Source organism: Pseudomonas aestiva, from assembly GCF_039908605.1.
Lineage (GTDB): Bacteria > Pseudomonadota > Gammaproteobacteria > Pseudomonadales > Pseudomonadaceae > Chryseomonas > Chryseomonas aestiva.
On the sequence record NZ_CP150916.1, the window covers coordinates 4,825,466 to 4,847,101 of the forward strand.

Genomic DNA, 21,636 nt, shown 5'->3' on the forward strand with positions numbered 1-21,636 from the left:
GGGAGAGCGCCAGAAGCGATTTAACCCTGGTATCTCCTGTTGGTCGTGCGCTATGAGGGCGTTTCCACCGACGGTGGCCCCGTTTGCAGGAGCCACGCAGACCAGACCTATTCACCCCTACTCAATTGACCTTACGTCTGCCATGCACACGTATCCTCCTGAAGCCACCGGCTCTGACGAGCCGATCAAACCTGACTCGCTTGACCCGCTGGCCCGATCAGTTTCCGGCGATGCCGAATCCCGTTCTTCTCGACAGGGTGCTCCCGCTAAGGCTCAGCAAGCTGGCCAGGTAGAAGATTCTCTTCTCGAGCCCGAAACGTACAAGGCAGGAACGGCCTACGAGTCACTACGGATTGTCACCCTCGACGAACTGCGTCCCTTTGATCACAACCCCCGTACGGTAAGGAATCCGGCCTATGACGAGATCAAGGCCTCGATCCGCGAGCGTGGTCTGGACAGCGTACCTGTCATCACGCGGCGTACTGGCGAGTCTCACTACATCATCTACAGCGGAGGTAATACGCGCCTGTCGATCCTGCGCGAGCTCTATGCCGAAACCGGTGAGGAGCGCTTTTTCCGGCTGACTTGCCGGTATCGTCCGTGGACCGAGCGTGGCGAGCTGGAGGCACTGACGGGCCACCTGGCCGAGAATGAACTCCGTGGCAGCCTGACCTTCATCGAACGCGCCAAGGCCATCCAACGGGCGAAAGTACTCTACGAGCAAGAAGCCGGACGCACCCTCTCCCAATCCGAACTGGCGCGACGTCTCAACGCGGATGGCTATCCCGTTCGCCAATCCCACATCAGTCGCATGCAGGAAGCGTTGCGCTATCTGCTCCCTGCCATACCCACCGTGCTGTACGCCGGCCTTGGGCGGCACCAGGTGGAACGCCTCGCGATTCTAAGACGGGCATGCGAACGCACCTGGCAGCGTCTGGCAAACCACCGCGAGCGCCACACCTTTGCCGAATTGTTCCAACACGTATTGGCGCAATTTGATTCTGCGGGCGAGCACTTTTGCCCACGACGCGTACAGGACGAGCTGATCGCACAAATGGCCGCAGCGCTCGGGATGCATTACGAGGCGCTGGCACTGGACATCGATCAACAGGAAACGCGCCAACGTGCGCTCTCGCAAACGCCACCGCTCACCTCGCATGTGCCGGGACAGACACCCAATGAGACTGATTCGGGTACCACCCCACGGCTCATGGCCATTCAGCAGTTGATTGCCCGCCATACTGGTGAGCCCATCGCGCAGCCGGGAAACACGTCTCACATGGCTCAACCTTCTTTGGGCAGGGATAGATCCAGCGGCCATGCGACGCCCCCTGAATCTGTGCGCACCCAACCTGAGCACCTGCGGGAGCAGATTGCACACCTTGCGCAGCAGCTGGCTCGAGACGCAGGTGTCGAGCCCTACGTGAGCGTCCAGACAAGTCACCTGGGCTTCTCCTGTACGTGGCCGACCGATGCTCATGCCCTGCAGCCCGCCGCGCGTACCGTGTTGCTCCTGCTTCACGCGCTCACTGGCACCGCTCAGACGCTACCCCTGGTCGACCGTGCAGCCCTTGCCGATGGACTCGGCGTGCTCTTGCACGGTCAGGCGGGTGAGATCGCTCCGCTAAGTGGACCTTCGCTCTCACTGCTATTCCGGCTCATCCGCCACACCCGTCGCCTCAACCGCCTAGAGGCCGGTTCTTTCTCTTGATCCTGTGCACTGTTCCGAGAACCTCTGTCATGTCGACCAGCCACCCTCTGAACCAAGCCGTACTGACCCAAGCCCTGTATCACTTACATCACGGCGAGCTTCGCCGCTGCCAAGCGATGGGATTTGACGAGGAGGAGCTGGCCGCCCTAAAGCAGCCAGACCTGGTCAGTCTTCTGGTGAATGCGCCCGTCTCATGGTGCACGGTGTCGATCAATCGCGAGGTGATCAAACGGCTGCTTGGACAATCTGCCGATGTGAGTCAGGAAATCGCGCAGATTGATCGCATGCTGCGCCTGGGCAGCAGCAGCGAGATGGTCAGTCACCGCTTCGGGCTCACTCACCAAGAGGTTGCCTTACGCCGCAAGGTGCTGGGCTTACCCAAGCGCAAAGGCCGTTATCCCGCGCTGGACGATGCGCAGGACGCCGCACTCTGGCGGCAATGGAAAACCGAGGTGGCGCGGCGCGGGCTATCAACCGACGACGAAACCGCCATGCTCGAGCTGGCCATGGAGCTTGCCGAGACGCATGAAGTACCGCTGGCCGTTCTCTGGTCGTCGGTTCGTCGCTGGACCGGCCAACAGGGAGCGTAGGCATGGCCCACGAGGCGTTGCGGCGCGCAAGTCCCGCGCCCCTGACAGCTGTCTTCAATGACGTCCTGTGTACTCTCAAACCATCCCCAAAGGCAGACGGCACGCCCCAGGACGGTTTCCTCTACAGCGGTAACCGCCACGACAGCCTACCGCGCGCGCTCCTGCTTGATCGGCGCCTGACGCCGCTAGAGCGCAACGCCTGGCAGGTTTTGCACGTGCTGCTGGATCGCAGCGGCCTGACAGCCTTTCCGACCTACGAGCGGCTCCGTCCGTACTTGGCGGTCATGCCTTGCGCCACACAAGCGTCCAACGAAACCGTGGCCCGCGCCCTGGCCCTCCTCCGACTGACGCGGTGGCTGAGTCTTGTCCGGCGACAACGTGATCCTCACACCGGCCGTATCCAGGGCAACCTCTATGTCCTGCACGATGAGCCCCTCACGCCGTTCGAAGCAATCCAGCTGGATCCGGACTACCTGAAGCTGGTGAGCCAAGCGCTGAGCCACGCGGCGAAGGCAGTGCAGGTGGTCGCGCGACAGGTGCTAAAGGAGGTGACTGAAGATCCGCAGGTCAACCAGCGGAGCCTTCCCACTCGCCTGCAGATTATTGCTCAACGTCTCGCTCAGCAGGGCTGGACGGACAAAGGCGTACTGGCGGTAACGGACCCTGAAATACCGAAATCCGAAGACAGTACGCCCGCACCGCCTTCGGATTCCGAAGCAGGTGCAATCCCTGATTCTGACGACGTCCTTCGGAATCCGAAGGCAGACCGTACTGTACGTAAAGTAGATAAAGAATTAGTACGTACGAAGAGGACTGTGTCTAACGACCTCGTACTACCCCCACGCTTTCTCACCCTCGACCGCGAGCAACAGTCCGGCGCCCTGGCGGCCCTCAAGCCCGTGGAGCCTGCACAGCGACAGGCGATTCTCGATGAATGGGCGGCCCGCTGCGAACGCTCTGCGGTTCGCAATCCCGCAGGCTATCTGTTCGGCATCATCCAGAAAGCCCTGCGTGGCGAATTCAACCGCGCGGCAGCGTCTACCCCTACCCCTCCGCCGCTACCGCCTGAGCCGACCCCGATCGTTCCTGCCGAATCGCCACCCGCGCGTGCGGCGTGCCAGACGTCGCGAAATCCTGAGGTAGGTCGGGCTCACTTGGATCAACTGCGATCAGCGCTACGCCTTCCTCCGCGGGACGCTATCCCCAGGGGATAGCTCATCGACCAAGGGCACAGGTCATCCCGCATATGGGCAGATCAATACAAACGATCCTGGCATGACCGACCACGCACTCCTTGCTGAGCTATCCCCAGGGGATAGCTCGAGAACTCCCAGAAGGGGTCGTGGTAACGGGATCTACGGTACTTAACTCAGTGCCATTGTCCTTCGGAAGCTATCCCCAGGGGATAGCTCCAGGACTCATGCTGGATGCAGACCTCTCACTGTCTTGGCTTCCTGCATGGGCTGCCGTGCAGTTGCGGACCTGATCTATCCCCTGGGGATAGGTGACGGGACCCAAGATAAATCACACGGCTTGGATCAATGTCGCCTAGCCCAGTGAGGCTTATCCCGGAGCTATCCCCAGGGGATAGCTATCACATGGCTCGCAATCAACGCGGTTAGCTAACACATAGCGAAAACGGGTAAAGCCCCAATACGCCTTAATCGCAGCCTCAAGACGGCCCTGCATTGGAAAGTAGCGACTCGCCTTCTCGGGAGTCTTCCATGCGCGCACCCTACGCCACCGCTTGCCTCATACCCGCCTGCGCCGGAGCGGCCCTAGGCCTACTGCTCCAAGGCTGTACCCCACTGCCATCCGACCCAGCAGGCGCGCTGTCTGACACCCCTCCTGTGCGCTCGCCAGCGCCCGTACCGGAACAGGATATTTTGGTTGTCCGCCAGGGACGCTACACCCTGGTCGAGCAAGGACCTGAACTCGCTCAACGCAACCTGATGCGTCAGGTTGTGGACGTTTCCATCCCCGCCGGCGCCGACCGTACCGTGGGCGATGCCCTGCGCTATGTGCTGATCCGCTCCGGCTTTTCGCTGTGCGAGACGTCAGAGGCGGCTCGGCTCTATGCGCTGCCCTTGCCGGCCGCACACCTGCAGTTGGGACCGCTGCCGCTGCGTGACGCCCTGCAGGCCCTGGCAGGCCCTGGCAGGCCCTGCCTGGACGCTACAGGTTGATTCGCTCGCTCGGCGTGTGTGCTTTGCACCTGCGCCAACCCATCCAACCGAGGGCCGGCCATCGTGAGGGTGCGAGCGTCTTTTCTGGCCATGCGTGATGATCATCTACAACGCCTGGGCGGCGGCGCCTGGTTACTCGCGCTCAGCATCCTGATGGTGCATGACCACATGGGCCAGTCGCGCCTGCGTCAGCAACTAGTGCAACACAATGACCAGCCGGGCCTTCAGGCGCTGCAGGCGGACATGGCCTCCCTCACTGCCCGACTGGATGCCCTGCCAACGCCAGAGCGCCTGGTCAGCCCGACCGAGCTAAGCGCGGTACGCGAGGACCTTGAAGCCAGATTGGCCGCTGTTGTTCAGCAGCAGGAAAAGCATGCCCAAGCTGCAGATATGCTGACTTTGCAACAACGCACTGACCGACTTGAGGCTCAGTTGCACGCCCTGATGCACCAAGCAACGGCGTTTCGCGAGAAGCGCCAAACACCGGCACGACCTGCACCAAAGGCCAAGGCGTCCAAACCGCCCTTTCAGCTACTCGGTGCAGAGCAACGTGGCGGCCACACCTTTCTGTCCCTGTTACCTGCTCATCAGCAAGGGCTCAACGCCGTCACGCTGCTCCGCGTGGGCGAGTCCTTGGGCCAATGGCAGCTCACCGGCTTGACCCAGGACACCGCAACATTTCGGGTGGATGGCCTGGTGCGGCGTCTGCCGCTGCCTGGAGGAGACACGCGATGACACAACGGTTACCCGCGACCGCGTTGCTTAGCCTGATCCTTAGCTCTCTTCAAGCTGTTCAGGCATCTCCTGCGCCTACTGCCCACGACCAGACGCGCTGGAGCGAGACCCAACACAGCCGCCTCGTGCTGAACGAGGACGCACAGGCTCGGGCCTGGGGTCTGCAGGCCAGTGACTGGGTCCGCTATCGCGAGCTGATGCAGGGTCCGCTAGGTATCTACGCGCCGAACCTAGACCCATTGACCGCCCTAGGTATCGAGGCACGCAGTGACGAAGAGCGTGCGCGCTATGCGGAGTTGCAGGTCAGAGCCGAGGCCCGACGCGTCGAGAAACTGCTGACCTATCAGCGTGCCTACGACGCTGCCTGGCAGCGCCTTGCACCTGACTTGCAGCGGGTCACGCTCGAGGACGCCAACGTGGCAGACGAGGCGCGCCTTTCTGTGTTCGTCAAAGCGGACTGCCCGCCCTGTCTTGAACGTGTCCGGCAGTTGCAGGCACAAGGTCGGGCCTTCGACCTGTACCTGGTGGATAGTAAAGGCGATGACGCACGACTCCGGCGTTGGGCGCGTCAGGCGCGCCTGGATCCCACACGGGTTCAGCAGCGGACCATCACCCTCAACCATGACAATGGCCGCTTTCAGTCGCTAGGTCTTGCCGGCGAATTGCCCGTCGTCGCACAGCGGGTGAATGGACAATGGCAGCGACAGTAGCCACGCCAACAAGGCGCCGTCGAGCAGTCGCTGGCCTGGCGTTTTTGTTGTCAGCTTTGGTCAGCGTCGCCACCTGGGCGCAGGCTCAGCTGCCGCCTCCGGCCTATCAGCTTGCGGCCCAGCAAGCCGGCGTTCCCTCTCTGGTTCTGTACGCCATAGCACTGCAGGAAAGCGGGCGACGCTGGCAAGGACGGTCAGTGCCGTGGCCCTGGACCCTGAACGTGGCTGGCGAGGCCAAGCGGTTTGCCAATCGCCATACGGCATGCACCGGCCTGCTGCAGGCCATGGACACTACCCCAGGCCGCAAAATCGACGTGGGTCTCGGCCAGATCAACCTGGGTTACCACCGCCATCGCGTCACCCATCCGTGTGACTTGCTAGACCCCTATCAAAACCTTGCGATTGCCGCTGCAATCCTCGTCGAGCAGCGCGCAGCCGCTCCTGATTGGCCAGCCGCCATTGGCCGCTACCACCGCCCGGGCGGCGGCGCATTCGCCGCACGCTATCAGCGCCTCGTCCAGGCGCATCTGGATCGCCTACAGGGTCAGGTAGCCAGTGGACTGCAGGTGGGAGAGCTGCAGTGAGACCTGGGTTCGGAAGACGCTCGCTGTTCGTACTCGGTACGGGATGGCTATCCTTGCAGGCAATGGCGGACCCACTCATCGTGGTGGGTCACGAGGGAGGTGTTTCCACCCGGCCGTACTTCGAGCCGTTCAAACGAACAGCTCCACCACGCACGGCCACTGTGACCCTATTTCCTGCCGATGCTTACGAGGCTGAGACCGCAATGCTACCGGTGCGGTCGCAAAGACTGACTCCAGGCGAAGCTTCGACACAAGCGCTCCAAGCACCTGGGCTTAGCCCCCTGTTTCTCATCGGTGATGATGAGTACTCACGTCATTGGCTGCGCCAGCAGCAGCGGCGGCTAAAGGAGCAGCGGGCTATCGGCCTGGTGGTGAATATCGACACTGCCGGTGCCTTGGCCGAACTTCGGCGCCTGGCCCCCGACCTCACCCTCATTCCAACCTCGGGGGATGACCTCGCCCAACGCCTGGGGCTGTACCACTACCCTGTGCTGCTCCTGCCAATGGCAGATGATAGGTAGCGCAGGCCATGTCCCATCCGACCGGCTATGAGCGCTGGCTTCGTCCAGCCGTGGAGTTGTACAGCGTTGTCGCCTGCATGCTAGCGGCTGGCCTTGTTGCACTCATCCCCGAAACGCTCGGGCTCTCGGCCCCAATGGCCTCATTCGCCACAACGGCATTCCTATGCCTCGCCGCCGCACGGCTGTATCAGGCCCATCGCATCCTGCGCTACCGACGCAATCTCCGGCGGCTGCCTGCCTACGCCTTGTCCAGCGCTGCGATACCGGTCAGCACGCAGACGCTGTTCATCGGCCGTGGGTTTCGCTGGGAGGCGCGGCATACCCAACGCTTGCTCGAGACCTATTTGCCGCAGTGGCGCCGCTATGTCGAGCCAAGCCGGTATGACCGCTTTATCCAACACCTCTTCAAACAGCCTTCACGGCGCGGTCACCTGGCTCAAGCCGCCATTGGCGGCCTGCCTCGCCTGCATGGCGTCGAGCCTGACGAGCAAGACGTCTGCCTACCCTTGAACGAGCGTGTGGGCCATACGCTGGTACTGGGTACAACGCGGGTCGGCAAGACGCGGCTGGCCGAGCTCTTCATTGCGCAGGACATCCGCCGCCGCAATGCGCAGGGCGAGCATGAAGTGGTCATCGTGTTCGATCCCAAAGGCGATGCAGATCTGCTCAAGCGGATGTACGCCGAAGCCAAGCGCGCCGGTCGTGAGCAGGAGTTTTTGGTGTTCCACCTGGGCTGGCCCGACAGCTCGGCTCGGTACAACGCCGTCGGCCGTTTTGGTCGTATCTCCGAGGTGGCTACTCGTCTTGCCGGGCAACTCTCTGGTGAAGGCGATAGCGCCGCCTTTCGCGAGTTTGCCTGGCGCTTCGTCAACATCATTGCGCGCGCGCTGGTGGAGCTGGGTCAGCGCCCTGACTATCGGTTGATCCAGCGCTATGTCATCAACATCGATGCGCTGTTCATTCAGTACGCCGAACACTACTTCGCCACACGTGAGCCCGAGGCGTGGGAGGCGATCCTCACGCTTGAGGCGGGACTGAACAACCGTAATCTGCCGCGGCACATGATCGGGCGGGATATTCGGGTCGTTGCCCTCGAGCAGTACCTTTCCGCTACCAATCACTTCGATCCGGTGCTCGATGGTCTGCGCAGCGCCGTGCGCTATGAGCGCAGCTTCTTCGACAAGATCGTGGCGTCCCTCTTGCCGCTGCTGGAGAAGCTCACCACAGGCAAGATCGTTCAGTTGCTCTCGCCGGACTATGAGGATCTGCAAGATCCGCGGCCGATCTTCGACTGGATGCAAGTCGTTCGGCAACGCGCCATTGTTTATGTGGGCCTGGATGCCCTGTCCGATGCCGAGGTCGCCGCAGCCGTAGGCAATTCCATGTTCGCGGATCTGGTTTCGGTGGCGGGACACCTCTATAAGTTCGGCGTCGACAGCGGATTACCCGGCGGCAAGCCAGGCACCAAGCCCACCATCAATCTCCACGCCGATGAGTTCAACGAACTGATGGGTGATGAGTTTATCCCCCTGGTCAACAAGGGCGGTGGCGCTGGCATTCAGGTGACGGCCTACACCCAGACCCTGTCGGATATCGAGGCGCGGCTAGGTAATCGCGCCAAGGCCGGTCAGGTGATTGGCAACTTCAATAACCTGTTCATGCTGCGGGTACGCGAAACAGCCACGGCCGAACTGCTGACCCGCCAACTCCCACAGGTCGACGTCTATACACCCGCGCAATCCAGTAGCGTCACCGACACCTCTGATCCAATGGCCGAGAGCGCCTTCACCTCCAGCACTCAAGATCAGCTCGTAGGCAGCCGGCGGCCTCTGATTGAGCCCGCTCATCTCGTCGCGTTGCCCAAGGGGCAGTGCTTTGCGCTGCTTGAAGGTGGTGCGCTGTGGAAGGTGCGCATGCCCTTGCCGCTACCAGACACTGATGATGATTTACCGGCTGATCTTCGCGCGTTGACCGCTGCCATGCGTCGGCGCCCGTTCGGACCCAAGACGGCTGAGCCATCTGGCGAACCAGACTCACCGCTCCCGACCGCCCCAGAGCCACCGGTGACTTCGATTGCTGAGGCATCTCCTCATGAGTGAAGCTGTAGACACCCGGCCGCGTCGTTACGGAGGGTTTACCCAGCTTCTGCTACTGCCCTTTACCGTCCTGGGCCTGCTGTGCGCCGCGCTGCTCCTTCGGCTTTTGCTGGAAGGCTTCGGCATGTTGTTCGTTTGGCCGGATAACCGCGATCTGCACGCGCAGATCCTTTACGAGCAGGATCGACGCGATCTCGCCCGCACGCCTTGGCCGGATCGATGGCAGTCGATTTCCCGTACGTGGCTAAATACCAAACGCTCAGTGCAGCTCATGGAGCTATCCAACCCATGGATCGAGCTGCAGGACAGGCTCCCAGCCGTACCCAGCATCCTTGGCTATAAGACGCCGCGTTTGCCTTGGGCAAAAGAACACTCGTGGCTAAAAGAGGCTTTATCTGCAGCTCGGCACAGCGCGCTGAGCGTTGGTATACGAAGCCTACTGCTGCTTCAGGCGCTGCCTTTGCTGATACTGAGCGTGCTCGTTGGTATCGTAGACGGCTTGGTCCAACGGCACGTGCGCCGCTTCAACGTACAGCGTGAATCGGGCTATCTCCATCACCGCGCGAAGGCCCTCTTCCTTCCACTGACGCTGCTGCCAGGGTTCATGTACCTGGTGCTGCCCATTAGCCTATCCATTGCCAGCTTTGTGATTGTTAGCGCGATCCTGTCAGGCCTGATGGCCGCAATTGCCATTGGGTCGTTTAAGAAGCATCTCTGACAAAAAGCTTCGGCTATTCCATCCAAGCAAGACAGCTAGAGCAGTGATCGCCGGCCTGGCTACGACACGTTTCACGTGGAACGCTGTTCTGTGTCTAAGTCCTTCCGATCGTGTGAGCCCGAATATCGCCTTTAGCAGTTTTCCAGCTGTTCGCTCTTCGAGCCAAGCACGATAAACCACCCAATGAGCGGTCCTTTTACTTCATCACCTTGGGGATGGAAGCTGCTTCCAGACAGGGCTTAGGGATCAGCCTGATCGCGTGAAGACGTTACGCTCTGGTCGTTTCGAGCAGCTCAGCGCGCTGTTCGAAACCATCCGCTAGCTGCTGCAGCGTGATACTTCTCAGGCGGGTTAGTAGCAGAGCCTGTGCGGCATCGAACGCCTCGGTCAGCGCGTTGTTTACAGCCCGCTCGACCAGACATTCGGGATGATCGGTCGCCAAACCTATAGCGAAAATCGACGACGACCCGAGCGCCTGGTGGATATCAAGCAGTGTGATCTCTGGAAGTGGCTTTGCCAGCATCCACCCTCCTCGATGACCCTTTTCAGAGCGGACGTACCCCTGCTCCTTGAGCAGGGCCATCGTCCTGCGCACCACCACCGGATTAGTACTCAGCATCTGCGCCAAGGTGTCAGACGTCGCAGGCTGTTCATGGCGAGCCATGTGAATCAGCGTATGCAGCATCCGCGATAGGCGCGTGTCATTTCTCATAGCTCAAAAGCCTCATTCAAGCCAACCAGCATCTCTCGACACAGGAAAAGTTACAAGACCTAGACTTTCGCTTATCACGTAACTTATGTTGTTTCCTGAAATTCAAAAGGAAAATTCCATGATCTACGATGTGATCGTTGTGGGGGGTAGCTACGCCGGTGTGTCCGCTGCCATGCAACTGGCTAGGGCGCGCCGTTCTGTATTGGTGATTGATGCTGGGCAACGCCGTAATCGATTCGCTGCCACGTCTCATGGGTTCTTGGGGCAAGACGGCAACAGCCCAGATGCAATTGCTGACCAAGCGCGTCGGCAACTACTCGCCTACCCATCCGTCACCTGGCATGACGCGTCTGCGGTTGCAGCAGAGAAACAGGCCGATGTGATCTCTATCGCTACAAGCGATGGCCTCACCTTCAATGCCCGTCGGCTGATTCTGGCTTCCGGCGTCACCGATGAGCTGCCAGATATTCCTGGCTTGGCTGAGCGCTGGGGGCGACAGGTCTTCCACTGCCCTTACTGCCATGGGTATGAGCTGGACAAAGGAAACATCGGTGTCTTGGCCAGCTCACCACTCGCTATCCATCAGGCCCTGATGCTGCCTGATTGGGGACCAACAACCTTGTTCCTCAACGGCGCCTTCCAGCCCGATGCAGAGCAAAGCGAGAAGCTTGCACAGCGTGGCGTTTCGCTCGAGCAAGATCAGGTTGTTTCTATTGGTGGGGAGCGGTTGGAAGTGACACTGGCCAGTGGTCATGTGATTACGCTTGCAGGACTGTTCGTCCAACCACGCACGCATCTGAACAACCCCCTGATCAAGCAGCTGGGCCTTGCCGTTGAAAGCGGTCCCTTGGGCGACTTCCTCACAGTAGATCAGATGCGGGAAACCAGCGTGGCAGGCGTGTTCGCTTGTGGAGATGCGGCAGTGGCTGCCGGTAACGTGGCGATCGCGGTCGGCGACGGTGCTCGCACAGGTGGCGCAGCTCACCAGTCGTTGATCTTTCGCTGAGTGAAACAACTTCAGGCCGCCGGCTTTCTACTAAAGCGCTAGCGGGTATTAACCTGTCTTCTTAGCAAAGACAGTAGCGCACCTGCCAGCGCTACCTTATCTGACAGGTGCAGCGTCATCGCTTAAGAGCGTTGTTAATGTCGAGCTTCTGTCAGGGCTCGGCGATAGAGCACGACAACGTCGTCAAGCAGGTCGCGCATCATCGATGCGAGCAACTGCTGGCGAAGCTCTCCGTTTTCTACCGACTCAGACGCCAACTGATCTAGCAGATCGTTCAGCACTGAAACATGCAACTCAGCTTCGGCTTCCGGCGTATCTGGCTGGAAGTCGGGCTGGCGCGCTCGAAGCGAAGGCGTTGGAAAAGGAACAATAGTGTTAGTGCGACTAGTCATGGCACACCTCCGTGCGAGAGGTAAGACACGTAGTCGGATATGCCAGGCGGAGCCCGGGCTTGAAAGGAGGACGAGGCATTTTCCTTTTACTCCTTGGACAGGTTAAGGAACCGCCTACCAGCCTTCTCACGAGCATAGGAGGCGGACCGTGCAAGGGTGAGAATCCGGCGTCCAAGGGAACCGGCCAGGCAAAAGCCTGCCTCACACGGCCCGCCATAGAGAAGCATTAGCGCAGCATGCAAATACTGGCTAAGCACTATGACGCTACCGCGCCTTTGGACAACTTCCAGGTTCTCACGCCCGGTCGTGGGATTGACCACGACAACCAAAATCTAACGTCCGTGGTTATCGGTTGCAACCAACAAACCGGCTGGCATGCGCTCCGCTTTCTCGGTGAGGCCGCCGTCCACAGAAAACCGGGTACGCGCTGAATCGGATTTTCTGCAGCGTGACGCTCCCGTAAACGGCACCTTCGCGCCATCGAATCGCTCAGGACGCGAGCAAGATGGCAACGCGCAAAGGCTCTGCCCTACTTCACTGGCCAATCCTCCTCACACCGCTCTTGGTTGCCCTAAGTGCCCCCCAAGCACAGGCGGGCGACAGTGACGCTGAACGTGAGCAGCTAGCTGCCGTCATCCGGCAATTGACGATCACTGAACACCTGGCCGTTCAGACCGCTGCGCACGCAGCCCCTGCAGGCACCCGCTACCACTTCGACTATGCCCGCCTGCAGCAAGACCTGCAGCGCATCCGCCAGGGCATCCAACACTACCTGACACCGTCCCGTGCCCAGCCCAGGGATCTGCAGCCGCTGGCAGGTGACTACGCCCGCGAGGTCGATTCACATGAGGCGTCCTCGCCATGACCCTCTCCGCCGCACAGAGCACAGCCTTTCAGGCCAGCGGTGGCTTCACCCCTGCCGCCGTCTCCATGGTGGTGCTGAGCCTGGTCTTTGCCGTCTTTCAGCTCTGGGGCGTCTGGACCCTGCGCACGGCCTTCGTGAGCTGGGCCGAGCACCGCATGACCCAACGCCAACTGCTGGGTGTCGCGGTGCGTTTTTTCTTCCTGTACTTGGCCCTGATTTTTCTACTGCTCTCCTGACTTGTGGAGGACCTGAACGTGTCTACGTCGCTGTTGCGCATCTGCCCTCGCCGCCTTGCTCAATCCCTGACGGCCGTTAGTGGTATCGAGCTGATTGAAGGCGCCCACGCCGCTGGCTTGCCCAAGATGGAAGCACCCACCCGTGGGCAGGGCACCGGCATCCTGCAAACCCTGCAAAACTACGGCTACGACATCGTCATGCTGGTCGCCCTGCTGGTTGTGGCGTCCATGTTTATTGGCGTGTGCTACCACGCCTATACCCGCTACTCCGAGATCCACACCGGTCGCGCCACCTGGGGGCAATTTGGTCTCACCGTGGCCGTTGGCGCCATGCTGTTGGTCGTGGGGATCTGGCTGCTGACCACCGCCATCGGTGTGCTCTGACACGCGGAGCTGCCCCTCACCATGGAGACCGTACGCGCCGAAGACGGCCAGGTTCTGTTCCTGCCCCACCGACTCAATCGCCAACCGGCCGTTGTCCGAGGGCTGACCGCGGACGAGCTCTGGTTTGCCACCACGCTGTTTGCGTTGATCGGGTCAGGGCTGAGTCTGCCGCTGGCGGTTGTGGTTGGGCAGCTGGCGGTGCTGCCCACCGGCATCCTCATTACCTTGGCGGTTGGGCTCTACCTGAGCAGCGGAGTGCTGCAGACCCTCAAGCGCGGACGACCTGATACCTGGCTGCATCGGCACCTGCAATGGCAGGTAGCAACCCACCTACCCCTCCTGGCCGCCTGGGTCGGCGGACAGGCGTTGATTCTGCGCTCAGGCACCTGGAGCACACGACGTTCCCGGGCGGTCCTGCGTGAAGGGGAGCACTGGTCATGAGCCGCTTTCGCCACGAAATCGTGCATCTGCAGGCGCACATACGCACCCTTCGCCTGGCCGCCGGTGCCCTGGCCCTACTGGCGCTGCTACTGGGCCTCGGCTGGTGGAGCGCGCCGCGGGATCTGACCATCCATATACCGCCTGACCTGCGTTCAGGCAGCACTCGACGCTGGTGGGACGTACCGCCCGAAAACGTCTATGCCTTCGCCTTCTACATCTGGCAGCAGCTGCAGCGCTGGCCCAGCGATGGCGAGGCGGATTACCCGCGCAACCTTCAGACCCTTTCGGCCTACCTCACGCCCGCCTGCCAGGCCTTCCTCGAGCAGGACTATCAGCGTCGCCGCGCCAACGGCGAGCTGCGGTTACGCGTCCGGGGCGTCTACGAGATCCCAGGGCGCAGCTACGGCGAGGACCCGGCGCATCGGGTCAAGGTGATCTCGGCTCGCGACTGGATCGTCACGCTGGATCTGACGGCGGATGAGTACTACAGCAGCGAGCAGATCAAGCGGGCACTGGTGCGCTATCAGCTCAAGGTCGTACGGCTGGATCAAGACCCTGAGCACAACCCGTTCGGCCTTGCACTGGACTGCTATGCCCAGCCGCCACAACGCATCGACACCCATCCGGACCCGACGCCTGCTCAAGCCCCAGGAGCCGCCACATGACTCGTCAGCCCCTATCCCTGCTCGCCGCGCTGTTCCTTGGGCTCGGTGTGGCAGCACCCGGTCAGGCCACACAGATCCTGCACTGGAAGCGCCTGCCCCTCGCAGTGCCGCTCACGGTAGGCCAGGAACGTGTCGTGTTCCTTGACCGCAAGGTCCGCGTTGGCATCCCTACAGCCCTGAGTGATCGCTTGCGTATTCAAAGTACCGGCGGCGCGCTTTACCTGCGCGCCAGCACCGTGGTTCCGCCCACGCGGCTGCAGGTACAGGATGTGCAAACGGGCATGATCATCCTGCTCGACGTCGCCGCGGAGCCGGCAAAATCGGGGCAACCAGCGGCGGAGCCGATTCGCATCGTCCTGGATGCGCCAGACGAAGAGTTACCGCCCGCGCCGAATACACCTGAAGCCGGTACTGCTCAGAGCGTTCCGGACGCGGCCCTGGCGATGACCCTGACCCGCTATGCCGCGCAGCGTCTCTATGCACCCTTACGCACCCTTGAGCCGGTCGAGGGCATTCGCTCCGTCGCGGTGGAGAAAGCGCTGCCGCTGGACAGCCTGTTGCCGGGGCTACTGGTTAGGGCACACGCCCTTGCCGTCTGGCAACTGCAGCACCTGCGAGTCACCGCAGTTCGCCTGAGCAATCAAAGCGCACGTCCTATCGCGTTGGTACCCGAGGCACTACAGGGCGACTTTGTGGCCGCCACCTTCCAGCACCCCGACCTTGGCCCGTCCGGTCAGGCTACCGATACCACAGTGGTTTATCTCGTCACTCGCCACCAGGGACTGCGGGGCGCCTTGCTCCCCAGGATCACGCCCTTCCCAGACGTCACACCTCGCCCTCCTGTCTTGCCCGCGCTGCGCCACGGTAATGTCGATGAAGATCAGTAGCCTACTCAAATGGGCAGCCATTCCCCTGGCCGGAATGATGACTGCTATCGGCCTTACGCGATGCACCGGGTCATCCAGTACGTCTGATGTTGACCCCGAAACCGCTCATGCGCTGACCCGCGAGGAACGCGCCGCCCTGGGGATTGAAGGTGACTCCCCTCGGGATACCGTCGCGACCCTGGTGGCGCAGGTCAAGCAGCTGCGTCAGGAACTGGAGACTGCGACGCGCGATGTGCAGCACTCGCGTCAGGCGTCCGGCCGTCCTGAGGATGCAACCGCGCTGGTCGATCAGCGAATCGAACACGCCCTGCAGGCTGAGCGGGCGCAGCGGCAGCAGGCTCAGGAGCAGCTGGCGCGTGAACGGCAGCAGACCGAACAACTGCTCAACGACGTCAAGCAGCGCCTGCACACCCCCGCACAGGACGATGCCACGGAGCTGCCGGTAGGACTCGGCCTGGAGCCCACCCAAGAGGGGTCGACTGAAGTACCACTGCGCTGGATTGAGCCAAGCGATGTGCCGCCTGACGCTGCGCCCGGCAAGAGCCAAGCGCACCCACTGCAGCTTGGATTAGCCCCTGAGTCGCCACCTGCCCCAGCCCCTGACGACCGAATGAGCCACGCGCCTGATGCACCGGCCAAACCGGTCTATACCTTGCCGGCCAACGCCACCCTGGTGGGCTCGGTCGCCATGACGGCCCTGATCGGCCGGGTCCCCGTCGACGGCACGGTGAATGACCCTTACCCCTTCAAGGTACTAATCGGCCCGGACAACCTGACCGCCAACGGCATCGAATTACCCGACGTGGCCGGCGCCGTGGTTAGCGGAACGGCCTCTGGCGACTGGACCCTGTCCTGCGTCCGCGGACAGATCCGCAGCCTGACCTTCGTCTTTACCGACGGCACGATCCGCACCCTGCCTGACGATGACCCGCCCAGCGGCCAGGCCCGGCGCGGTGAGTCAGCGGACAACGCCCTGGGCTGGATTAGCGATGACCAAGGCATTCCCTGCGTAGCGGGTGAGCGGCGTAGCAATGCGGCCCAGTACCTGGGCTCGCAAGCCTTGATCACCGCCGCAGGTGCTGGCGCGGCATCGCTCCTGTCAGCCGACAAGGGCACGCATGCCGTCTTCAGCGGCGCCGGCACGTTCGGCACCACCAGCACGTCCGGACAGGGGGCGCTCAACCAAATCCTGGCCAGCGGTATGCAGGACCTGTCGCAGTGGGTCAATCGGTTCTATGGCCAAGCCTTCGCGGCGGTGTACGTGAAACCCGGCGCCCAGGTTGCGGTTCACCTGGAGCGGCCCGTCACGCTGGATTACGCCCCCCAGGGGCGACGCGTTCATCACCTGACAGGAGGCTTCCATGCAGCGCCCTTGGACTGACGTGACTTTCGCGCTTGCCACTCCGCTGCTGGCCCTAGCGCTGGCAGGCTGCGCCAGCAAGGACACGCTACTGCCGCCCGGTGATCACACCATGCTCGACCTCTGGCGTACCCACACGAGTAGTGTCCAGGGCGCCGAGGTTCGCCTGAACGAGGCCCGGCAGCAGGTGCGTCGTCCGTTGTCCGTCGGAGATGAGCACCCCTCCAGCAGCATGCGTGGGGACGTCCGTCAGCGCGCTCAGGCCCTCAACCAGCAATTTCCCCGCCTGCCCAACCCTGACCTGGTGATGTATGTCTTCCCGCATTTGGCCGGCGAGGAGTCGGTTCCGGTACCAGGCTACAGCACAGTATTTCCGCTCTATCGACACGTACCCTACGCCCTGCCCGGTGAGCGAGTGGAGGACTACTGATGCGCAGCGCTTGGCTCCGCTGGCCGCGCCTGCGCCAGACGACACCGGATCCTCAGTCATCGGATGCCTGGCAGGCCCATGTCATGCGGCTAGCCAAGCACGGGCTGGCCGCCCCGGGCGCCTGCCTGGACCCGTCCAAACGCCGGCCTGCCACCCAAGCGGATCAGGACAGGCTGTACGCCCAGGCGCCCTCGTTCGTCGATCTTTTGCCGTGGGTGGAATACCTGCCTGACGCGCAGTGCATGCTCTTGGACGATGGACGCTCGGTGGCGGCCTTCTTCGAGTTGCAACCACTGGCGACAGAAGGACGCGAGCCTGACTGGTTCGCGCAAGCGCGCGACGCCGTAGAAACCGCCCTGCAGGAAACACTCGATGAGCACGACGAGAGCCCCTGGGTCGTACAGTTCTATGCACAGGACGAGCCCACCTTCGAGGCCTACCTCAACACACTGTCCGACTACGTCCGCCCTCTCGCGCGTCACAGCGTCTTCACGGACTACTACCTGCGCCTGACCACCCGCCACCTGCAGGCGGTCAGCACGCCTGGCGCACTGTTCGACGACACCACCGTGACCCAGTTGCCCTGGCGTGGGCAGCACCGACGTACCCGGATGGTCGTCTACCGGCGCCTTCCCGCCACCGCACGCCGCAGCCCTGTGTCAGCGCCTGAGCAGGATCTGAATGCAACCTGCGACCGCCTTACTGCAGCGCTTACCAGCGCGGGTGTGTCCAGCACACGCCTGGACGCTGCCGCCATCCATGATTGGCTGCTGCGCTGGTTCAATCCCGATCCCACTCACCTGGGCCATACCGACGCCGACAAGGCACGCTTCTATGCCCTGACCCGCTATCCGGACACGACACCACCCGACGCTCTGGAATTGGCCAGCGGGACCGATTTTGCGCAGCGCCTTTTCTTCACGCCACCTCGCTCAGACCGAACCACCGGGGTGTGGTACTTCGACGATCAACCTCATCGCGTTCTGGTGGTTGATCGACTGCGTCAGCCTCCGGAAGCAGGCCACCTGAGCGGTGAGATGCGGCATGGTGAGGCCCTCAATGCGGTAATGGATCAGCTGCCAGAGGGCACAGTGATGTGCCTGACGGTGGTCGCAACGCCACAGGATGGATTAGAAGCGCAGCTCAATACGCTGGCACGCAAGGCCGTGGGCGACACTTTGGCCTCCCTGCACACCCGCCAGGACGTCGAGCAGGCCCGCGCCCTGATTGGCGGACAGCACAAGCTGTATCGAGGAGCGTTGGCGTTCTATGTGCGCGCACCGGCGATGGAGAGTCTGCGCCAACGCTGCCACACACTTAACAACGTGCTGCTGACGGCAGGCCTGCAGGTGGTACGCGAAGACGCGGAGGTGGCGCCGCTTAACAGCTACCTTCGTTGGTTACCCGCAGTCTTTGATCCTGCGGCCGACCGCCGGCATTGGTATACCCAGTTGATGTTCGTGCAGCACACCGTGAACCTGGCACCGGTTTGGGGCCGTAGTACTGGAACGGGTCATCCCGGCATCACTTTCTTCAATCGAGGTGGGGGTCTGGTGACCTTCGATCCGCTGAGCCGCCTTGATCGCCAGATGAACGCCCACCTGTTTCTGTTCGGCCCAACCGGGTCGGGCAAGAGCGCGACCTTGAACTACCTGCTGCAGCAGGTGACCGCGCTGTACCGACCTCGATTATTCATCGTCGAGGCCGGTAACTCCTTTGGGCTGTTTGCCGACTTCGCCGCCCGCCTGGGGTTATCCGTTCACCGCGTAACCCTCACACCGGGCAGTGGCATCAGCCTGGCCCCCTTCGCCGATGCCTGGCGGCTGGTCACACCGACCTCCCCCAAAGCGCTCGACAATGCAGAGGGTGAGCAATCGGAGGCGTCGGATGAGCAGCGTGATGTCCTGGGCGAACTGGAGATCATTGCGCGCCTGATGATCACCGGCGGAGATCCACGCGAGGACGCACGCATGACCCGCTCAGACCGGAGCCTGCTGCGTCAGTGCCTATTGGCGACCGCCGAACGTTGTGTAGCGCAGGGACAGCCCGTGCTGACCCGCGATCTCTGCGCCACGTTACGCGAGCAGGCGCGCGACTACGCCCTTCCCGAACCTCGACGCGCCCGCCTCTTGGACATGGCCGAAGCCATGAGCCTGTTTTGTCAGGGCAGCGACGGCGAACTCTTTGATCGCCCTGGCACGCCGTGGCCTGAGGCTGACATCACCCTGGTGGATCTGGCGACCTTTGCCCGGGAGGGCTATGGCGCGCAGCTTGCCGTGGCCTACGTCAGCCTCATCAACGCCGTAAACAACCTGGCTGAGCGCGATCAGTTCCTGGGGCGTCCCTTGATCAACGTCACCGACGAAGGACACATCATCACCAAGAACCCACTGCTGGCACCCTATGTGGTCAAGATTACCAAGATGTGGCGAAAGCTCGGCGCCTGGTTCTGGCTGGCCACTCAGAATCTGGACGACTTGCCAGCAGCGGCCGAACCCATGCTCAACATGATCGAGTGGTGGATCTGCCTGTCGATGCCGCCCGATGAGGTCGAGAAGATCGCCCGCTTCCGCGAGCTGACGCCGGCACAGAAGGCCTTGATGCGCTCTGCGCGCAAGGAGGCGGGCAAGTTTAGCGAAGGGGTCATCCTGTCCAAGTCGATGGAAACGCTCTTTCGCGTGGTACCGCCTAGCCTCGTTCTGGCCTTGGCCATGACCGACCCGGAAGAAAAAGCTGAGCGCTACCGCTATATGCAGGACGGGCTCAGCGAGTTGGACGCAGCGTTCAAAATGGCAGAGGCGCTTGACCAGCAGCGTGGCATTACCACGGCCCTCCTTGACCCTCCTTGGCCGCCGCCTAACTGAACAAGCGGCCGCTCAGGCAGACCTGTCGCTCATTATCCGCAGGGATGATCAGTCGCCGCACTGCCATAGGCTTTATAGAAAACGCATATCCTAATCTGCATGCTCCACCCAAGCGTAGCCAAATCGGTTTATCCAAGCGAGGCGGTAATTTACCGTCAGCAGGAGCGGTGCTTCACATCCGTAAGGCTGGTTTCACGCTGGAAAATCCACCCGAAAGCATGCGAAACGCAAATCAGAGTTATGGGTTTGCGTTAGCAACGCTTTTGATCTTTCTACTCTTCGCTCACTTTTTTAAGCAATCTCGTATCGAGGCCAAACCGCTCCTGGCTTTCCAACCGGTATGAGCCTTCTGCCAAATCGCAGCTCATGAGCAGATTCCACGAGTGTCGAGATACCGTGGAGGGGATGAGGACAAACGGATGCTTATCTAACAGGTTGTCCCCGAACTGACACTGATTCGGGGAAGGCCGGGCACCTGTTAACCAATTGGGGTTAGGAACGTCCTCGGGTTGCACGACCTTGATCAGGTCTGGATCAAGCACAGTGAAGCAAGTCAGCACATGCGGGACGATGTCCAGCAGGTCAAACCCGGTGTGGACCGCGACTTCCAAGATCGCGGTAGCAGGATCCGCAGCCGCGTACACAACGTGGCGCCCCGGCGGATTCCATCGGCCACCCACCTTATGAGCTCCGATTCCTTTGTCCCATGTGTCCGCAAACTCAGCACGGTCGAGGCGCCAGGCATGCCACGCTCCCGACCAAGGCAAAGCATTCACTGATAGACCCCGTACTTAATCCGCTCTAGATAATCTTCGACCGCCTGAAACCCCATCGGGTTATGGATGACATCTAAAGGAATGTCTCCGTCGAGATACTTACAGGGCCGACTCAACCACTGCTCTGCAAGCTGCTGGTCACCGAACACATTGATCGCGTCCTCTAGCACCTTGGCGTACTGGAACGCGACAGCGCTTTGAAGAGCATCCAACCTTTCGGAACGGCCTGCGCTGTTCTGGCGTTGCAGCGTACGGATCGATTTGCCAATGATGCGGCTGGTGATCTTTTTGTGCGCCAGAGGCTGATATGCCGAAATCAATGCATCTACGTCGTGACGGTGAAAGCCCTCTGTAGTGCGTTTGTAGATGTCGTAATCACTAAGCTGGCCAGCATCAACATGGATGAGAAACCATGTCGGCTTGGCTAGGTTGTAGTCTTTGGTCGACCGGCTGGTGACAGTAGTCATGACAAAACCCTCTAGCGTCATTTGGCGTATACATTACTGCCATTTGGCGCATAATGCACTATACCTACGAGCGATTGCGCGCTGGCCTGGCGCTCATTTCAGCCTTACAACGCAGCATGGGGCAGTGAGGTCCAGACCCGCTGCCAGTTGAATTTTCGTTGAGCGTCGATCACTGCAGCTCACAAAGGGTGTTCTCCGGTGCTGGCCGCATGCGCGCTCAAGCAAAAACGTCGTTAAAAATCCGGTAAGGCCCGCTTCCCTATTCTTTCTGGTACTCGGCTTCGTCGTCTTTTGAACTAG

The 21,636-nt window shown here is 61.4% G+C and carries 23 protein-coding genes and 1 pseudogene; 20 read left to right on the forward strand and 4 right to left on the reverse strand.

The window, feature by feature from the left end:
• Positions 1-142 precede the first annotated feature (142 nt).
• From AABM56_RS22325 to AABM56_RS22370, 10 genes and pseudogenes are all read left to right on the forward strand, one after another.
• A complete protein-coding gene (locus AABM56_RS22325) occupies positions 143-1,711 on the forward strand; it encodes a ParB family protein (RefSeq protein WP_347883741.1) in 1,569 nt (522 codons plus the stop codon).
• Between the two features lie 29 nt (positions 1,712-1,740).
• On the forward strand, positions 1,741-2,301 hold the full coding sequence (locus AABM56_RS22330; RefSeq protein ID WP_347883742.1) for a DUF2857 domain-containing protein: 561 nt from the start codon (positions 1,741-1,743) through the stop codon (positions 2,299-2,301).
• A gap of 2 nt (positions 2,302-2,303) precedes the next feature.
• On the forward strand, positions 2,304-3,515 hold the full coding sequence (locus AABM56_RS22335; RefSeq protein ID WP_347883743.1) for an STY4528 family pathogenicity island replication protein: 1,212 nt from the start codon (positions 2,304-2,306) through the stop codon (positions 3,513-3,515).
• 672 nt (positions 3,516-4,187) lie between these two features.
• Positions 4,188-4,554, forward strand: a pseudogene (locus AABM56_RS22340) (PilL N-terminal domain-containing protein); the annotation flags it as partial.
• 23 nt (positions 4,555-4,577) lie between these two features.
• On the forward strand, positions 4,578-5,222 hold the full coding sequence (locus AABM56_RS22345; RefSeq protein ID WP_347883744.1) for a hypothetical protein: 645 nt from the start codon (positions 4,578-4,580) through the stop codon (positions 5,220-5,222).
• The gene (locus AABM56_RS22350) at positions 5,219-5,932 is read left to right on the forward strand and encodes a TIGR03759 family integrating conjugative element protein (RefSeq protein WP_347883745.1); all 714 of its coding nucleotides are present in this window, start codon (positions 5,219-5,221) and stop codon (positions 5,930-5,932) included. Before AABM56_RS22345 ends, AABM56_RS22350 begins: the two co-directional genes overlap by 4 nt.
• A complete protein-coding gene (locus AABM56_RS22355; RefSeq protein WP_347883746.1) occupies positions 5,917-6,516 on the forward strand; it encodes a transglycosylase SLT domain-containing protein in 600 nt (199 codons plus the stop codon). The genes AABM56_RS22350 and AABM56_RS22355 overlap by 16 nt, the downstream gene beginning before the upstream one ends.
• Positions 6,517-6,578: 62 nt before the next feature.
• The gene (locus tag AABM56_RS22360) at positions 6,579-7,037 is read left to right on the forward strand and encodes an integrating conjugative element protein (protein ID WP_347884136.1); all 459 of its coding nucleotides are present in this window, start codon (positions 6,579-6,581) and stop codon (positions 7,035-7,037) included.
• A gap of 8 nt (positions 7,038-7,045) precedes the next feature.
• Positions 7,046-9,136 (forward strand): type IV conjugative transfer system coupling protein TraD, encoded by a 2,091-nt coding sequence (gene traD / locus AABM56_RS22365; RefSeq protein WP_347883747.1) that lies wholly within the window; start codon positions 7,046-7,048, stop codon positions 9,134-9,136.
• Positions 9,129-9,851 carry a DUF4400 domain-containing protein gene (locus AABM56_RS22370; protein ID WP_347883748.1) on the forward strand — a complete coding sequence of 241 codons (723 nt, stop codon included), beginning with the start codon at positions 9,129-9,131 and terminating at the stop codon, positions 9,849-9,851. The genes traD and AABM56_RS22370 overlap by 8 nt, the downstream gene beginning before the upstream one ends.
• 268 nt (positions 9,852-10,119) lie before the next feature.
• Here AABM56_RS22370 and AABM56_RS22375 read toward each other — a convergent pair whose 3' ends face one another.
• Positions 10,120-10,563 carry an Rrf2 family transcriptional regulator gene (locus tag AABM56_RS22375; protein ID WP_347883749.1) on the reverse strand — a complete coding sequence of 148 codons (444 nt, stop codon included), beginning with the start codon at positions 10,561-10,563 and terminating at the stop codon, positions 10,120-10,122.
• Positions 10,564-10,681: 118 nt separating this feature from the next.
• Between AABM56_RS22375 and AABM56_RS22380 the strand changes: the two genes are divergently transcribed.
• The gene (locus tag AABM56_RS22380) at positions 10,682-11,569 is read left to right on the forward strand and encodes an NAD(P)/FAD-dependent oxidoreductase (RefSeq protein ID WP_347883750.1); all 888 of its coding nucleotides are present in this window, start codon (positions 10,682-10,684) and stop codon (positions 11,567-11,569) included.
• Positions 11,570-11,703: 134 nt separating this feature from the next.
• On the opposite strand, the gene AABM56_RS22385 is transcribed toward AABM56_RS22380, so the two are convergent.
• Entirely contained in the window at positions 11,704-11,961 is a 258-nt protein-coding gene (locus AABM56_RS22385; RefSeq protein ID WP_133860105.1) for a hypothetical protein, read from the reverse strand.
• 505 nt (positions 11,962-12,466) lie between these two features.
• Here AABM56_RS22385 and AABM56_RS22390 point away from each other — a divergent pair.
• The 9 genes from AABM56_RS22390 to AABM56_RS22430 are packed head-to-tail and all read left to right on the forward strand — an operon-like array spanning position 12,467 to position 20,093.
• Positions 12,467-12,826, forward strand: coding sequence for an RAQPRD family integrative conjugative element protein (locus AABM56_RS22390; RefSeq protein ID WP_347883751.1), 360 nt, complete (start codon positions 12,467-12,469; stop codon positions 12,824-12,826).
• Complete coding sequence (locus AABM56_RS22395) at positions 12,823-13,062, forward strand: TIGR03758 family integrating conjugative element protein (RefSeq protein WP_347883752.1); 240 nt, start codon at positions 12,823-12,825, stop codon at positions 13,060-13,062. The genes AABM56_RS22390 and AABM56_RS22395 overlap by 4 nt, the downstream gene beginning before the upstream one ends.
• Positions 13,063-13,074: 12 nt before the next feature.
• Positions 13,075-13,446, forward strand: a complete 372-nt coding sequence (locus AABM56_RS22400; protein WP_347884137.1) for a TIGR03745 family integrating conjugative element membrane protein — start codon at positions 13,075-13,077, stop codon at positions 13,444-13,446.
• A gap of 21 nt (positions 13,447-13,467) precedes the next feature.
• Positions 13,468-13,887: a TIGR03750 family conjugal transfer protein gene (locus AABM56_RS22405; protein ID WP_263258595.1), complete on the forward strand. Its 420-nt coding sequence runs from the start codon at positions 13,468-13,470 to the stop codon at positions 13,885-13,887.
• A complete protein-coding gene (locus AABM56_RS22410) occupies positions 13,884-14,552 on the forward strand; it encodes a PFL_4703 family integrating conjugative element protein (protein WP_133860111.1) in 669 nt (222 codons plus the stop codon). Before AABM56_RS22405 ends, AABM56_RS22410 begins: the two co-directional genes overlap by 4 nt.
• Positions 14,549-15,439, forward strand: a complete 891-nt coding sequence (locus tag AABM56_RS22415; RefSeq protein WP_133860112.1) for a TIGR03749 family integrating conjugative element protein — start codon at positions 14,549-14,551, stop codon at positions 15,437-15,439. Before AABM56_RS22410 ends, AABM56_RS22415 begins: the two co-directional genes overlap by 4 nt.
• Positions 15,426-16,820: a TIGR03752 family integrating conjugative element protein gene (locus AABM56_RS22420; RefSeq protein WP_263258593.1), complete on the forward strand. Its 1,395-nt coding sequence runs from the start codon at positions 15,426-15,428 to the stop codon at positions 16,818-16,820. Before AABM56_RS22415 ends, AABM56_RS22420 begins: the two co-directional genes overlap by 14 nt.
• Positions 16,801-17,229, forward strand: a complete 429-nt coding sequence (locus AABM56_RS22425) for a TIGR03751 family conjugal transfer lipoprotein (protein ID WP_133860114.1) — start codon at positions 16,801-16,803, stop codon at positions 17,227-17,229. Before AABM56_RS22420 ends, AABM56_RS22425 begins: the two co-directional genes overlap by 20 nt.
• Positions 17,229-20,093, forward strand: a complete 2,865-nt coding sequence (locus AABM56_RS22430) for a conjugative transfer ATPase (RefSeq protein ID WP_347883753.1) — start codon at positions 17,229-17,231, stop codon at positions 20,091-20,093. The genes AABM56_RS22425 and AABM56_RS22430 overlap by 1 nt, the downstream gene beginning before the upstream one ends.
• A gap of 272 nt (positions 20,094-20,365) precedes the next feature.
• Here the strand turns inward: AABM56_RS22430 and AABM56_RS22435 are convergent, their stop codons facing one another.
• Both AABM56_RS22435 and AABM56_RS22440 read right to left on the reverse strand, forming a co-directional pair.
• Complete coding sequence (locus AABM56_RS22435; protein WP_263258591.1) at positions 20,366-20,869, reverse strand: RES family NAD+ phosphorylase; 504 nt, start codon at positions 20,867-20,869, stop codon at positions 20,366-20,368.
• Positions 20,866-21,336, reverse strand: a complete 471-nt coding sequence (locus tag AABM56_RS22440; RefSeq protein ID WP_166655875.1) for an antitoxin Xre/MbcA/ParS toxin-binding domain-containing protein — start codon at positions 21,334-21,336, stop codon at positions 20,866-20,868. Before AABM56_RS22440 ends, AABM56_RS22435 begins: the two co-directional genes overlap by 4 nt.
• Positions 21,337-21,636 lie beyond the last annotated feature (300 nt).